Here is a 14,321-nt window from a genome sequence, read left to right on the forward strand (position 1 = left end):
ACCCCACCCCCACCGCCGCCCCCGTTCCCGACCGCGTTTCCGACCGTGTGCCCAAGCAGGACCGCAGCCGGGCCACCCGGCAGCGGCTCCTGGAAGCCGCCGTCGCCTGCCTTGCCGAACACGGCTGGGCGGGCTCCACGGTGTCCGTCGTCGCCGAACGCGCCGGGGTCTCCCGCGGCGCCGCCCAGCACCACTTCCCCACCCGCGAGGACCTGTTCACCGCGGCCGTCGAGTACGTCGCCGAAGAGCGCTCCACGGCCCTGCGCGCCCTCTTCCCCGAGGGCGCCGCCGACCGCCGGGCCGTAATCGCCGCCCTCGTCGACCTCTACACCGGCCCCCTCTTCCGCGCCGCCCTCCACCTGTGGGTCGCCGCCTCCAACGAGGACCAGCTCCGCCCGCGGGTCACGGAACTGGAGGCCCACGTCGGCCGCGAGGCGCACCGGATCGCCGTGGACCTGCTCGGCGCCGACGAGTCCGTACCCGGCGTCCGCGAGACCGTCCAGGGCCTCCTCGACATGGCCCGCGGCCTCGGCCTCGCCAACCTGCTCACCGACGACACCGGCCGCCGGGACCGGGTGGTGGCGCAGTGGGCGGTACTGCTGGACGAGGCGCTCGCCTGAGCGAAAACCGCAGGCCTGAGAGACAGCTGTACGGTTCTCTCTCGCCGGTTCTCTCTCGCCCGTACGGGCAGCCGCACTCAGGAGCTGAGCCGCTCCTCTCAGGGACTGAGCCGCTCCACCCGCCACGACCCGTCCGGCTCCGCCACATACCGCAACCGGTCGTGCAGCCGGTTGGGCCGTCCCTGCCAGAACTCCACCGACTGCGGCACGACCCGGAAACCACCCCAGTTCGGCGGCACCGGCACCTGCTCGCCCTCCGGGTAGCGGGTGCTCAACTCCTCGTACCCCGCGTCCAGTTCGGCACGCGAGCGGATCACCGCGGACTGCACGCTGGCCCAGGCCCCGAGCTGGGAGCCGTGCGGCCGGGTGCGGAAGTACGCCGCCGTCTCGTCGCGGCCCGTACGGTGGGCCGTACCGATCACGATCACCTGCCGGGCGATCGGGTGCCAGGGGAACAGCAGCGAGACGTAAGGGTTCTCCGCCAGGTCACGGCCCTTGCGGGACTCGTAGTTCGTGTAGAAGACGAAGCCCCGCTCGTCGTACGCCTTCATCAGCACCGTACGGGAGCTCGGCCGGCCCTCCGCGTCCGCCGTCGACACCACCATGGCGTTCGGCTCGAACACCGCGCCCTCGGCCGAGGCCTGCCGGAACCACCTCTCGAACTGCGCCATCGGGTGCCCGGCCAGCTCGCCCTCGTCGAGTCCCTCGGCCCGGTACTGCTTGCGCATGGCGGCGGGGTCCGGAAGGGGGGAGGACGGATCGTAGGCGGCTTCGTGATCGGTCACATGGTCATCCTGCCGTATACGCCCCCGGTCGCACGGCGAGTGTCCGTACGCGGGGTGCCGCAGGGCGTCCCGGGGTGTCCTTCCTCACTCCATGGCACTCAGTGCCACGGGGTCTCCCCAAAGGTGGCACTCAGGGATATCGTTCTGCCATCGTTCCGGTTGGATGACCGCCGACCGTACGGGGCATCACCGGGGTGACCGCTCAGGACCGCGAGTCTTCGAAAAGACCGTGGATCCGACAGGTGAACACCGCTTTCCGACCACAGACAGCCCAGGTCACGCACCACACGGGAACCCGCCACATCCGTCGCACACATCACGAGGAGCCGCCTGATGTCCGACTTCGTACCCGGACTCGAAGGAGTCGTCGCGTTCGAGACGGAGATCGCCGAACCGGACAAGGAGGGCGGTGCCCTCAGGTACCGGGGTGTCGACATCGAGGATCTGGTCGGCAACGTCTCCTTCGGCAACGTATGGGGCCTGCTCGTCGACGGCGCCTTCAACCCCGGCCTGCCGCCCGCCGAGCCCTTCCCCATCCCCATCCACTCCGGTGACATCCGTGTGGACGTGCAGTCGGCGCTCGCCATGCTGGCCCCGGTCTGGGGCCTGAAACCCCTCCTCGACATCGACGCCGAACAGGCCCGCGAGGACCTCGCCCGCGCCGCCGTCATGGCCCTGTCCTACGTCGCCCAGTCGGCCAGGGGCCAGGGCGTGCCCATGGTCCCGCAGCGCGAGATCGACAAGGCCCGCACCGTCGTCGAACGCTTCATGATCCGCTGGCGCGGCGAGCCGGACCCCAAGCACGTGGCGGCCGTCGACGCGTACTGGACGAGCGCCGCGGAGCACGGCATGAACGCGTCCACGTTCACGGCCCGCGTCATCGCGTCCACCGGCGCGGACGTGGCGGCGGCGCTGTCGGGCGCGGTGGGAGCGATGTCCGGCCCCCTGCACGGCGGCGCCCCCTCCCGAGTCCTGCACATGATCGAGGAGATCGAGCGGACGGGCGACGCGGAGGCATACGTCAAACAGGCGCTGGACCGGGGCGAGCGCCTGATGGGCTTCGGCCACCGCGTCTACCGGGCCGAGGACCCGCGCGCCCGCGTCCTGCGCCGCACGGCCCGCGAACTGGGCGCCCCCCGCTTCGAGATCGCCGAGGCCCTGGAGAAGGCGGCCCTGGCGGAGTTGCACGCCCGCCGCCCGGACCGCGTCCTGGCGACCAACGTCGAGTTCTGGGCGGCCATCATCCTGGACTTCGCCGAGGTCCCCGCCCACATGTTCACCTCGATGTTCACCTGCGCCCGCACGGCTGGCTGGTCGGCCCACATCCTGGAACAGAAGCGCACGGGCCGCCTCGTCCGCCCCTCCGCCCGCTACGTGGGCCCCGGCCCCCGCAATCCGCGCGAGATCGAGGGCTACGAGGACATGGCGCGCTGAGACCGCCGGGGCGCCCTGAGCCCTCGGGGTGCCCCACAACGCAGACGACCCGCAGGCTCTGGTCCTCGCCTCACAGCGAGAAGCCGGCCGGACGTACCGGCGAGCCTGCGGGTCGGGTGACTGCTTGAGATTGGGCCGGCTGCGCGCTCGTCTCACGCGCTGGTCCGGCACCGCACTGAGTGTGGTGACGGGCCGCTAGCCCGCAGCCACCTCGCGCGTCCGGGATTCATACATGTACCGGATCACCTCCTTTCGGGCGTGGACCCCACCCTAAGAAGGAGTGCGGGGGTGCTCAAGCCATTTTCCGAGGTGATTACCGGACTCGTCGGCTACTCCGCCACCAACCCCGCCAGATCCAGCGCTCCCGCGATCCGCGCCGCCACGTCCTCCGCGTACGTCGCGTCGGGGCGTGCGAACTGGGTGCGGCCTGCGCCCCGCAGGAAGGTCACGACGCCCAGTGTGCGGCCGCGGCTGCGGAGGACGGTGCACAGGGCGTGGACGGTGTCGGGGGGCCACTGGCGGGCGGTGGCCCAGGCTCGGGCGGTCTCGGGGGTGGTGGTGTCGGCGCTGGAGCGTACGGAGCCGGCGCGGTCGACGCACTGGAGGGCGGGGTGGCCCTCGGGGTAGCGGACGGGAAGGCCCGCGTGGCCGGTGAGGTGGCTGGGGCCGGGGGCGCCGGAGGGGGTCGCGGCGGCGCGTACGAGCCGTACCGGGGCGTCGGCGTCCGCCGTCGGGCCCGGGGCCAGTCGGTCGACGATCGCGTGGTCGGCGAAGCCGGCGAGGGAGAAGTCGAGGTGGACAGTGGCGGCCTCGGCGGGGTCCTCGCACTCGGCGGCGGCCCGCGTGGCCCGGTGGAGCTGGTTGGTGCGGAAGCGGAGCAGCGCGGCTTCCTGCTCGCTCAGCTTGGCTTCGGTGACGTCCTGGAAGAGCCAGCCGACGCCGAGGGGGACGGGTTCCTCCGCGAGGGGCGAGGCCAGGCGCAGGAAGCCGCTGCGCCAGCAGCGCCGTTTCTCGCCGTCGGGGGTGCGCACGCCCACCCAGATCTCGGCGGGTGCGGGCGGGGCGCCCTCGGCGAGTACGTGGGTGAGGGCGCTTTCGAGTTCCTCGACGCCCTGGGTGAGGAGCTCGCCGAGGGGGCGTCCGAGGAGGGCCGTACGTCCGGTGCCGAGTGAGCGGGCCGCGTGCGCGTTGACGACGGCGGGCCGCAGGTCGGCGTCGACGAGTACGACTCCCCAGGCGGCGTCCTCGAAGAGCGCCTCGCTGAGGGCGATGGACCGCTCCAGGTCTATCTGTGCGTGCACCTCGCTGAAGGCGCAGTAGACGCCGGCGGGTTTGCCGTCGGGTCCGCGTACGGCGGCCGACTGGGTGCGGACGAGGACGCGTCCGCCGTCCTTGGTCAGCAGCGCGAACTCGTGCACCTGTCGTCCGGGGGCGTGCATGGCGGACAGGAGCCGCCTCTCGACCTCCTCGGCGTCGGCCGTGCGTACGGCCCAGCCGGCGAACCCGTGGCGTCCGACGGCCTCCGTGGCGGTCCAGCCGAGGATGCGCTCGGCCTCCCGGTTCCAGTGCGTGACGACCCCTTCGGCGTCGAACGCGCACAGCGCGGCGTCCATCCCGTCGAGCAGTGCGGCAAGGAGATCCGAGTCGTCGCGCTCGGGCTCGTCCGCCGCGGTCGCGGATCCGGCCGGGTCGGCCGCGGGCGCGCCCGTTCCGCGCTCGGGCTCGTCGGGCCCCAGTTCGTCCGTGGTCCCACTACGCCGGGAAGCACTCACCTGAACCCCCTGCAGGCTGCGTCCGCACGTACGGCGCGTCGGTTTGCTACTCACTGGTCATTCAACTCGAACGTGACGCAGCGCACATCGGCTTCGCGCAAGATTGGGGGAAATCGTTGTACGCCGGATTTCCACCTCACGGTTCCCACGCACCACTCGGGGCGCACCTGGGACCGCGGGTAGGAGATGCAGGTAGGAGATCAGGACCGCAGGTAGAAGATCCGGTCGCCGTACTCGCGCATGATGCGGCCGTTCCACTCGTGGCCGCCGTCGACGTTGCCCGAGCGCAGGAGCGGGGGTTCGGTACCGCGGTCGGCCAGGGTGCCCGCGGCGGTGGCCATGACGGCCTGGAGCAGGGCGGTGGTGACGACGGTGGAGGCGGGGGCGAAGGGCGCCTCGATGTTCTCGGCGGTCAGCTCCGCGTCGCCCACGGGGATCTTGGAGTCGAGGACGACGTCGCAGTGGTCCTTCAGGTACGTGCCGGAGGCGTGCCGGGAGGCCGTCTGCGAGGCGTACGCCACCGACGTCACGCTGATGACCCTCACCCCCAGCTCGCGGGCGTGCGCCGCCATCTCGACCGGGAGGGCGTTGCGGCCGGAGAGGGAGATGATCACCAGGAGGTCGCCGGAGCGGAGCGGGCTGGTGTCCAGGACCGCGGTCGCCAGGCCGTCGACGCGTTCCAGGGCGGAGCCGAGCGTGGCGGGTGCTTCGACGCCGACGGCGCCGGGCACGGCGAGGAGGTTCATGAGGGCGAGGCCGCCCGCGCGGTAGACCATGTCCTGGGCGGCGAGCGAGGAGTGCCCCGCGCCGAAGGCGAAGAGCCGGCCGCCGTCGGCCACGGTGTCCGCGATCAGCGTGCCGGCCGCCGCGATGGCCTCCGCCTCCTCGTCCCGCACCTGCCGCAGCAGGTCCGTCGCGGCGTCGAAGAACCGCTCGGCCAGCTTGCTGTCGCCCATCCGAAACAGCCCTCCCGGTTCAGGTGTCGCCCGTCGCGGTTCCCGCGCCCGCGGAGCGGATGCCGATCACGGTGCGGTCTGGACCACTTCCCTGTCAACGTCTCTGTCCGTACGAGTGAGTACGAGCGAGTACGAGCGGCCGGTACGCGCCACACCCTGGCCGCGCGCCGGATCGTGGCCCGGGGAGACGGTTCCGCGTTCCCGTCGGTACGGTCGTGACCCCAGTCGTCACCGCGTGGTTCCACGGGCGCGGCACGGTTGTCAGTGGTATCCGGCAGAATTGAATCCAGGGCCAGCGCACACGCCGGGGAGCCGTCGAGCACTCGGCTGATCTCATCGAGGGGCACACCAATGTCCGGACTGATCGACACCACGGAGATGTATCTCCGCACCATCCTCGAACTGGAGGAGGAAGGTGTGGTCCCGATGCGCGCCCGGATCGCCGAGCGGCTCGACCAGAGCGGCCCGACGGTCAGCCAGACGGTGGCGCGCATGGAGCGCGACGGTCTGGTGTCGGTTGCCGCGGACCGCCATCTGGAGTTCACGGACGAGGGCCGCCGCCTGGCCACGCGCGTGATGCGCAAGCACCGTCTCGCGGAGTGCCTGCTCGTCGATGTGATCGGCCTGGAGTGGGAGCAGGTGCACGCGGAGGCGTGCCGCTGGGAGCACGTGATGAGCGAGGCCGTGGAGCGCCGCGTGCTGGAGCTGCTGCGCCACCCGACCGAGTCGCCGTACGGGAACCCGATCCCGGGCCTGGAGGAGCTGGGCGAGAAGGACGGCGCGGACCCGTTCCTGGACGAGGGCATGGTGTCGCTGTCCGACCTCGACCCGGGCCCGGAGGGCAAGACCGTCGTCGTACGGCGCATCGGTGAGCCGATCCAGACGGACGCGCAGCTGATGTACACCCTGCGGCGGGCGGGTGTGCAGCCGGGTTCCGTGGTGAGCGTGACGGAGTCGGCGGGCGGTGTGCTGGTGGGCAGTGGCGGCGAGGCCGCGGAGCTGCAGTCCGATGTCGCCTCGCACGTCTTCGTGGCCAAGCGCTGAGCGACCGTACAGCCGGTGCGGGGTGACTCGCTGTCCCCCCGGGTGGGACTCGCTGTCCCCCGGGGTGGCCTGGCTGCTGGGGCTGGAGCGGTAGTTGTGCCGCAGCTTGGCCGCTCCGGCGATCGTGCCGGACACGGGCCGCTGATCGGTCGGGGCTTCCGAGATCGTGCTCGGACCGATCCGAGATTCACTGGCCCGAATCGCAGCGCTCTCGTCGTTCCCGTGCGACGCTTGCGCGTGAGGCATATGACCTGAGGGCTCTTGGCCGGCCGGGGCGGCGATGTCACGGTGGGCCGGGGAGGGGACGGGATGATGTGCCGCAGAGACGTGGAGAGCCCCGGCGCCACATGGCGCCGGGGCCTGTCCTCCCCTGTGCTGACCCGGAGCCCCGAGCTCTCAGGGTCATTCCCCTCGGACCGTTTTCCCCGAGCGGTCCGCCTCCCGGTGAAGATCTCCCCGCGGCGACGGCGGACAATCCTGGCGGGGGGTCACTCGAATGAGGGGTGTTGCCGCCAGAAACGACCTCTTCGAATACCTATTCGATAATCTGGGGGTCTGTTGCGGGTGTTGGGGAAACACGCGCGGGAGAGGCGAAAACACTTCCGGGGAACGTGTGCCGGGATGTGCGCACGTGACGTATCTGGCGTGGCGCGCGCTGTAACAATCAAGATCGGCCGTCACAAGCGGCACACGAGAGCAGCACAACTTCAGCACCGAGAGCAAGAGCAAGGCCAGCAGTAGAAACAGCAGAACAACAGCCGTAGGACGAGTGGACCGGCCGGCTCGAAACGGGAGCTGAGCGGTCCGAGTGGAGCCTGGGGGGTGCCAATGGTGCGGCGCATCGACGTGACCGGAGCGGGCGGCGTACGTCTCGCGGCCTGGGAGTTCGGGGACCCTCCCAAGACCGACCCGACCGGGCCGGACCCCGCCGGCGGGGCCGGTCCCGGCGACGGGTCCGGTGCGCAGGACGAGGTGCGGGGCGAGGCGGCCGAAGGGCCGGCGGACACCGGGGCCGCGCGGGCTCCCGGCGTGCTGTTATTGCACGGGCTGATGGGTCGCGCCTCGCACTGGGCGCCCACCGCCCGCTGGCTCTCCGAGCGGCGCCGCGCCGTCGCGCTCGACCAGCGCGGCCATGGCCAGAGCGCCAAGCCGACCGGGGCGGAGTACACCCGTGAGGCCTACATCGACGACGTCGAGGCCGCCCTCGAACAGCTCGGGCTCGCCCCGGCCGTCCTCATCGGCCATGCGATGGGCGCGCTGACCGCCTGGCAGCTCGCCGCCAAGCGCCCGGACCTGGTGTGCGGGCTGATCATCTGCGACATGCGGGCCTCCGCGCTGGGCGCGGCCTCCCAGCGCGAGTGGGAGAACTGGTTCAAGGCCTGGCCCCTGCCCTTCGCCACGCTCGCCGACGTCCGCAAGTGGTTCGGCGAGGACGACCCCTCGGTGGAGCGCCCCAACCCGTCCCGCGGTGAGTTCTACGCCGAGGTCATGCACGAGTGCGGGGACGGCTGGCGCCCGGTCTTCGACCTCGACCAGATGCTCAGGACCCGCGAGACCTGGGTGTACGACGCGCACTGGGAGGAGCTCGCTCAGGTCCAGTGCCCGGCCCTCGTCGTCCGTGGCCTCGACGGCGAGCTGGGCCGCGCGGAGTCCCAGGAGATGGTCCGCGTCCTGCCGAACGGACAGTACGCGGAGGTCGCGGACGCCGGTCACCTCATCCACTACGACCAGCCGGATGCATGGCGCTCGGCGATCGAGCCGTTTCTGGACGGAATCGCTCCGCTCGGGGCGCCGTAAAAAGCGAGCGCCATTGATCTGCGGGTCGTCTTTTGGCTTGCGGCGTCGTCGTGGCTGGTCGCGCCCGCGCGGCGGAGCCGCAAATCGATACAGCCCCGCGCCCCTGACGGGCCGCAGGCCTTTCAGAGGCGCGGGACTCAGCCCTTGCTGACCGCCGACAGGATTTCCGGGAGTCTCGTCGCTGTTCGTGAGGCTGCCAGGCGGAGGCCCAGCAGGGTGATGCCCGTGCCGTAGGCGGTGCCCAGGGGGAGCAGGAGCCAGGTCCAGTCGTCGCCGTTCGCCGTGACGTTGAGCCAGATGGTGAGGGCGATGACCGGAACGCACAGCAGGGCCGCCGCGACCATGCCGCCGAAGATCGACAGCCAGGCGAGGCCCGCCTGTCCGGGGGCCACGTTCTTGTAGCCCTGCTGCGGGATGGAGTAGGGGAAGCGGGCCGAGGACCAGGCACCCGTGGCCAGCATCGCGCCGAGCAGCGCGAAGGACAGGCCCAGCACCTCCGGCAGCGCGGGCCAGTCGCCGAGCATCGCCGTCGTCAGGACGGTCACGAGGGCCGCGTACGGCAGGGTGATCACCAGCATGGCCAGGGCGCGGCCGCGCAGTTCGACGTAGGCGTCCCTGGGTGACGAGATGGTCATTGCGACCATCCAGAACGCGGACGTGTCCTGCCCGAACTGGTTGTACATCTGGATGCCGAGCATCCCCGCGGCGAAGCACGCGAAGTAGATCGAGCCGGTGCCCTGCAGGGCGTTGAAGACGGGGACGAGCAGCCCGATGGCGAGCGATGTCACCCAGGCCGCCTTGGTCTTCGGGTCGCGCCACACGTACCGCAGGCTGCGCTCCATGATGGTGCCGGTGCGGCCCGGGGGAAGGAGCCGGCCGAGCCGCGCGGACCGCGTACGGTCCCGTGCCGGTTCGGCGTCCGGGAGTGTGGAGGAGTCCGGCGAGACCATCAGCCGGGTCAGGGTGCGCGACCAGAGGGACAGCAGCCCGGCCAGCGCGAGTGCGCTCAGCGCGAGCCGGGCCGCCCCGACGCCGTACGACCCCTCGCTCACCGCGTCCACCGCGCCGACCACCGACGCCGGCGGCACCCAGCTCAGCACGTCCGCGGCCGGGTCGAGCTGCCCGAGCCCGGCCGAACCCAGGCGCTGGGCCCCGAAGTTGACGAGCTGGGCCCCGACCGCGATCACCAGACCGCTCAGCACGGCCAGGTCCCGGCCCTTGCGGCTGGTCAGCAGGCGGATGTTGGCGGCGGCCACGGCCCGCGCGAGGGCCAGACACACCAGCAGCCCGAGCGGGACGGCCACGACGGAGACGGCGTACGCGGCCGCACCGTGCGCCACCGCGATCACCGAGCCGATCAGCATGCACAGGCTGAACAGCGGCCCTATGCCCACCAGGGAGGCCACCAGCAGCGCCCGGACGAGCGGCCGCGGCCGCAGCGGCAGCATCACCAGCCGTGTCGGATCGAGGGTCTCGTCGCCGCTCGGGAAGAACAGCGGCATCACCGCCCAGCCGAGCGCCAGCACGGCCACCAGCAGCACGGTCACGGACGCGGCGTGCGCGTTGCCCCGCAGCGCGATCAGCCCGATCAGCTGGAGCGCGGCGAACAGCAGGACGAGTGCGGCGGAGGCGACATACGCGGCCCGCCGCCCGGCCGACTGCCGCAGCCCGTTGCGCAGCAGCGACAGCTTCAGCCGTACGACGACGGGGGTGATCGAAGGACCTGCCGCGGACGCCCGTTCCGTGCCCGTGCCCGTACCCGTTTCCGCGGCCGTGCTCATCGCGTCCCGCCGCCCAGCCAGTCCAGAGCCGAACCCGTGTCCCGCGCGTTCGCACCGACCAGTTCCAGGAACGCGTGCTGGAGTGAGGGCGCCTCGCCCCTCACCTCCGCGAGCGGACCGTGCGCGCGGATGCGGCCTGCCGCCATGACGGCCACCCAGTCGCACAACGACTCGACGAGTTCCATGACGTGAGAGGAGAAGACAACGGTGGCGCCCGAGGCCGTGTACCGCTCCAGGACACCGCGGATGGTCTGGGCCGACACCGGGTCGACGCCCTCGAAGGGCTCGTCCAGGAACAGGACTTCGGGGTTGTGGAGGAGGGCGGCGGCAAGGCCGATCTTCTTGCGCATACCGGTCGAGTAGTCGACGACGAGCTTGTGCTGGGCGCCCGCGAGGTCGAGAACGTCGAGGAGCTGGGTGGCGCGCTTGTCGACCTCGGCGCCGGGCAGACCGCGCAGCCTGCCCGTGTACGCGAGCAGCTCCCGCCCGGACAGCCGGTCGAACAGGCGCAGCCCCTCGGGCAGCACACCGATCCGCGCCTTGACCTCCACCGGGTCCCGCCACACGTCGTGCCCGACGACCTCGACGGTGCCCTGGTCCGGCCGCAGCAGGCCGGTGACCATCGACAGGGTGGTGGTCTTCCCGGCCCCGTTCGGCCCGACCAGCCCGATGAAGCGCCCCGCCGGCAGCTCCAGATCGACCCCCGCGACGGCGACCTGCTGCCCGAACCGCTTCCAGAGCCCCTGCACGCGTACGGCGGCTCCGCCCACTGTGCCCTCAGTCATGCCGCTCACGATACGAGGGCCGCGCCCCGTCAGGGCGCGGGGCTGTACGGAATATGCGGCTCCGCCGCGATGGGGGTCCCCCGCTCGAGCGCAGCCGAGAGTGGGGGAGCGAGCAACCACAGACTGCCCGCAGCCGCAGAACCACCCGCAGTTTTACGGCGCTCCCTGCGGAGCTAGCGGCGCCCGTCCCGACCGCACGCGTACGTCAACGGAGAGATCAGCTCCTCCGCGTCCGGCAACCACCGGTTCGCCGGAGTCGGGCGGCGGGCCCACTGCACGGCGCCCCGGGACCCGTACCGGGTCGGCGGAGCCGTCACGTACGCGCCCTCGCCGAGCGCCGTCAGGTCGAGGGAGAGCGGCGACCAGCCCAACTTCCGTACGAGATCGGGGATTTTCGCCGACGCGCCGGGCAGTACGAAGAACTGCATGCGCCGGTCCGGGGTCCAGGCCACCGGCCCGAGCGTGAGGTCCATGCGCTCCATCCGGGCCAGCGCCAGCAGTCCCGCGGTCTCGGGCACGTCGATCACGTCGAACGTGAGGCCCGTCGGCAGCAGGATCGACGCGGTCGGCTGCTGCGACCACAGTCGGCGCGCGACGGTCGCACTGCCCGTGGCCTGCGACGCCCAGTCCTCGCGCGCCGGGTGTGCGCCGGGGACGGCGCACGCGGGCTGTCCGCAGGAGCAGTGATGCTCCCCGTCGGCGGCTTCAAGCCATGTACCGGGGCACACGTCCCAGTGGCGTTCTTCGGCGTAACGTACGGCGGCTTCCAGGAGCGATTCGCCGCGCTGCATGGGAATTTGGGCAGCTTCAGGGCCCGCGATGGTCTCTTCCACGATGAACACAACTCTAGCCGTCATCAGGGGTTACGGATGTCACATGCGCGGGGGAGGGGCACCGCTCCCCCGTCCGGGGCGCATGGGGGCATATCCGGGGGCGCGCAGGAGGAATGTCCATGGGGGCTGGGTAGCCACGTGTGGGGGATCGGTAGTCGATCGGTAGTCGTCACTACCCCGGCAATCCTCACATGTCCCGCATTGTCGTGATGTCGGCGGGGCATTGATCTTCAAGGCCGGATTCTTTCGGTTCTCCGGTCACTGAAGACACGTCAACTCGGTGCGTGGGCAGGCACCGCATGCCACAGGGGGTACGCCATGGCCGCAAGGCCTCTTGTTGCCAGGCAGCCGAACGAACGGCTGCAGGCACTCATTCAGGAAGCGGGCTGCTCGAACGCGGGGCTGGCCCGGCGGGTGAACATGTGCGGCGCGGAACACGCTCTGGATCTGCGCTACGACAAGACGTCCGTGGCGCGCTGGCTGCGCGGACAGCAGCCGCGCGGGCGGGCGCCCGCCATCATCGCCGAGGCACTCGGCCGCAAGCTGGGGCGTACGGTCACGATCGACGAGATCGGCATGGCCAACGGCAAGAACCTCGCCTCGGGCGTGGGCCTGCAGTTCTCGCCCACCGTGCTGGGCGCCATCGAGCAGGTCTGCGAGCTGTGGCGCAGCGACGTCGGCCGCCGGGACTTCCTCTCGGGTTCGTCCGTCGCCGCGTCCGCGCTGGTCGAGCCGAGCCGTGACTGGCTGATCTCCGCGCCCGACTCGCAGGTGTCGCGCTCGGCGGGGCCGCGGGTCGGGCAGTCCGACGTGGCCGCCGTGAAGGCGATGACCCAGGCCCTGGTGGACCTGGACCACCAGTACGGCAGCGGGCATGTGCGCCCGGTCGTCGTGCACTACCTGAACAGTGTGGTCTCCGGGCTGTTGGCGGGCTCGTACCGGGAGGTCGTCGGGCGTGAACTGTTCGCGGCGGTCGCGCGGTTGACGGAGCTCGCCGGCTACATGGCCGTCGACACCGGTCAGCCGGGCCTGGCCCAGCGCTACTACATCCAGGCGCTGCGGCTCGCGCAGGCCGCGGGCGACCGCGCGTACGGCGGGTATGTGCTGGCCGCGTCCATGAGCCACCTGGCGGCGCAGCTCGGGAACCCGAGGGAGATCGCGCAACTGGCGCGCGCGGCGCAGGAAGGGGCCCGAGGGCGTGTGACACCGCGCGCGGAGGCCATGTTCCACGCCGCGGAGGCGCGGGGGCACGCGCTGCTGGGCGACGCGCGCGCCGCCCAACTGGCCTCCGGGCGGGCGGTCACGGCCCTGGAGGCGGCCGATCCGGCGTCCGGGGACGACCCGGTGTGGATCGCGCACTTCGACGAGGCCTATCTGGCGGACGAGTTGGCGCACTGCCACCGCGACCTCGGGCAGGCCGACGCGGCGGCCCGGTGCGCGCAGCAGTCCCTCGACGGGCACCCCGAGTCCCGCGCCCGGCGCCGCGCGATCGGCTTCGTACTGCTGGCCACCGCGCAGGTGCAGCGGCGCGAGGTGGAGCAGGCCTGTCACACGGCTTCGCAGGCGGTCGATCTGCTCGGCACGCTGCGGTCGAACCGCGGGGCCGAGTATCTGGAGGACTTCCAGCAGCGGCTCGAACCGTTCCGGGACGAGCCGGTGGTGCGGGAGTTCGGGGCGCGGATGGAGTTGCAGGCGGCTTAGCTCCGCTGGTTGAGCGGGTTCCGGGCAGCGCCGTTGGGGCTGGGTTCGTTGCGGGGGGCGGGTTGTTCGTGGCTGGTCGCTCCCCCACTCTCGGCTGCGCTCGAGCGGGGGGACCCCCATCGCGGCGGAGCCGCATATCGATAGAGCCCCGCGCCCCATAAGGGGGTCTGCGGCCCCTTATGGGGGGTGCGGGGCCGTGACGTATCACGCCCTGCGCTGCGTGGCATCGGCTTGTGGGGACCCGGTAGCGTGAGCCGACGATTCCGAAAATCCCCCGTTCGTAGGAGTCCCGGTGACGCAGAGTGGACAGGGCGAGGAGCCCTCGGCGCGGATACCGCGCGAAGGCATCGTGCTGCCCTCCGATGGCAGCGCGCCCCTCCTGCCCGGCGAGCAGCAGTCGGCACCGGCGCCCGGCCGGTCCTGGGACGAGCCGTGGGGCCCCGATGCGTCGGCGGCCCCGGCCCCTCCGCCGGCCCAGCCGTGGTACACGCCGGGTGAGCAGCAGGCCGGGGGACCGGCTCAGGCGTGGGGCGACCAGGGCTGGGGCGCACCGCCGCCGGCCCAGCAGCAGCCGCAGCAGCCCTATTCCCAGGCGCCGGAGCAGCAGGCTCAGCAGGGCTACCCACAGGCCCCCTCGCAGCCGCAGCAGCAGGCCCAGCAGGCCTACCCACAGGCCCCCTCGCAGCAGCAGGCCTACCCGCAGGCCCACCCGCAGCCGCAGGCCCAGCTGCCCCACCCGCAGGCGCCCCAGTCGGCTCAGCCCGCGCCCGGCGCGATGCCGCCCGAGGGTGCCCAGCCGCCGTCGTACGGGGC

At 71.9% G+C, this 14,321-nt stretch carries 11 protein-coding genes and 1 pseudogene; 6 read left to right on the forward strand and 6 right to left on the reverse strand.

What is annotated here, in order from left to right:
* Positions 1-47: 47 nt before the first annotated feature.
* On the forward strand, positions 48-620 hold the full coding sequence (locus FPZ41_RS38380) for a TetR/AcrR family transcriptional regulator (RefSeq protein ID WP_322621268.1): 573 nt from the start codon (positions 48-50) through the stop codon (positions 618-620).
* A gap of 98 nt (positions 621-718) precedes the next feature.
* Here the strand turns inward: FPZ41_RS38380 and pdxH are convergent, their stop codons facing one another.
* Complete coding sequence (gene pdxH, locus FPZ41_RS38385) at positions 719-1,348, reverse strand: pyridoxamine 5'-phosphate oxidase (protein WP_152868434.1); 630 nt, start codon at positions 1,346-1,348, stop codon at positions 719-721.
* A 390-nt stretch (positions 1,349-1,738) separates the two neighbouring features.
* Here pdxH and FPZ41_RS38390 point away from each other — a divergent pair, with 390 nt between their 5' ends.
* The gene (locus FPZ41_RS38390; RefSeq protein WP_152868420.1) at positions 1,739-2,839 is read left to right on the forward strand and encodes a citrate synthase 2; all 1,101 of its coding nucleotides are present in this window, start codon (positions 1,739-1,741) and stop codon (positions 2,837-2,839) included.
* Between the two features lie 329 nt (positions 2,840-3,168).
* Here FPZ41_RS38390 and FPZ41_RS38400 read toward each other — a convergent pair whose 3' ends face one another.
* Together FPZ41_RS38400 and FPZ41_RS38405 are read right to left on the reverse strand one after the other, a co-directional pair.
* Positions 3,169-4,611, reverse strand: a complete 1,443-nt coding sequence (locus FPZ41_RS38400) for a PAS domain-containing protein (protein ID WP_322621267.1) — start codon at positions 4,609-4,611, stop codon at positions 3,169-3,171.
* 200 nt (positions 4,612-4,811) lie between these two features.
* A complete protein-coding gene (locus FPZ41_RS38405) occupies positions 4,812-5,567 on the reverse strand; it encodes an SIS domain-containing protein (RefSeq protein ID WP_152868422.1) in 756 nt (251 codons plus the stop codon).
* A 351-nt stretch (positions 5,568-5,918) separates the two neighbouring features.
* Here FPZ41_RS38405 and FPZ41_RS38410 point away from each other — a divergent pair, with 351 nt between their 5' ends.
* Together FPZ41_RS38410 and FPZ41_RS38415 are read left to right on the forward strand one after the other, a co-directional pair.
* Entirely contained in the window at positions 5,919-6,611 is a 693-nt protein-coding gene (locus tag FPZ41_RS38410; protein WP_131563324.1) for a metal-dependent transcriptional regulator, read from the forward strand.
* Positions 6,612-7,439: 828 nt separating this feature from the next.
* Positions 7,440-8,408 (forward strand): alpha/beta fold hydrolase, encoded by a 969-nt coding sequence (locus tag FPZ41_RS38415; RefSeq protein WP_194236370.1) that lies wholly within the window; start codon positions 7,440-7,442, stop codon positions 8,406-8,408.
* A gap of 137 nt (positions 8,409-8,545) precedes the next feature.
* Here FPZ41_RS38415 and FPZ41_RS38420 read toward each other — a convergent pair whose 3' ends face one another.
* From FPZ41_RS38420 to FPZ41_RS38430, 3 genes are all read right to left on the reverse strand, one after another.
* The gene (locus FPZ41_RS38420) at positions 8,546-10,189 is read right to left on the reverse strand and encodes a transporter (RefSeq protein ID WP_152868426.1); all 1,644 of its coding nucleotides are present in this window, start codon (positions 10,187-10,189) and stop codon (positions 8,546-8,548) included.
* Positions 10,186-10,974, reverse strand: a complete 789-nt coding sequence (locus FPZ41_RS38425; protein WP_131563327.1) for an ABC transporter ATP-binding protein — start codon at positions 10,972-10,974, stop codon at positions 10,186-10,188. Before FPZ41_RS38425 ends, FPZ41_RS38420 begins: the two co-directional genes overlap by 4 nt.
* Before the next feature lie 173 nt (positions 10,975-11,147).
* Positions 11,148-11,831 (reverse strand): bifunctional DNA primase/polymerase, encoded by a 684-nt coding sequence (locus FPZ41_RS38430; protein ID WP_152868428.1) that lies wholly within the window; start codon positions 11,829-11,831, stop codon positions 11,148-11,150.
* Positions 11,832-12,125: 294 nt separating this feature from the next.
* On the opposite strand from FPZ41_RS38430, the gene FPZ41_RS38435 reads away from it, so the two are divergent.
* On the forward strand, positions 12,126-13,508 hold the full coding sequence (locus FPZ41_RS38435; RefSeq protein ID WP_152868430.1) for a transcriptional regulator: 1,383 nt from the start codon (positions 12,126-12,128) through the stop codon (positions 13,506-13,508).
* A gap of 292 nt (positions 13,509-13,800) precedes the next feature.
* Positions 13,801-14,321, forward strand: a pseudogene (locus tag FPZ41_RS38440) (hypothetical protein); the annotation flags it as partial.

This window comes from Streptomyces acidicola, from assembly GCF_009377235.1.
Lineage (GTDB): Bacteria > Actinomycetota > Actinomycetes > Streptomycetales > Streptomycetaceae > Streptomyces > Streptomyces acidicola.

Coding starts and splice junctions, on each gene's coding strand:
- pdxH (WP_152868434.1), bottom strand. CDS start 1,348: ATGCGCAAGCAGTACCGGGCCGAGGGACTCGACGAGGGCGAGCTGGCC.
- FPZ41_RS38390 (WP_152868420.1), top strand. CDS start 1,739: ATGTCCGACTTCGTACCCGGACTCGAAGGAGTCGTCGCGTTCGAGACG.
- FPZ41_RS38405 (WP_152868422.1), bottom strand. CDS start 5,567: ATGGGCGACAGCAAGCTGGCCGAGCGGTTCTTCGACGCCGCGACGGAC.
- FPZ41_RS38410 (WP_131563324.1), top strand. CDS start 5,919: ATGTCCGGACTGATCGACACCACGGAGATGTATCTCCGCACCATCCTC.
- FPZ41_RS38415 (WP_194236370.1), top strand. CDS start 7,440: ATGGTGCGGCGCATCGACGTGACCGGAGCGGGCGGCGTACGTCTCGCG.
- FPZ41_RS38420 (WP_152868426.1), bottom strand. CDS start 10,189: ATGAGCACGGCCGCGGAAACGGGTACGGGCACGGGCACGGAACGGGCG.
- FPZ41_RS38425 (WP_131563327.1), bottom strand. CDS start 10,974: ATGACTGAGGGCACAGTGGGCGGAGCCGCCGTACGCGTGCAGGGGCTC.
- FPZ41_RS38430 (WP_152868428.1), bottom strand. CDS start 11,831: ATGACGGCTAGAGTTGTGTTCATCGTGGAAGAGACCATCGCGGGCCCT.
- FPZ41_RS38435 (WP_152868430.1), top strand. CDS start 12,126: ATGGCCGCAAGGCCTCTTGTTGCCAGGCAGCCGAACGAACGGCTGCAG.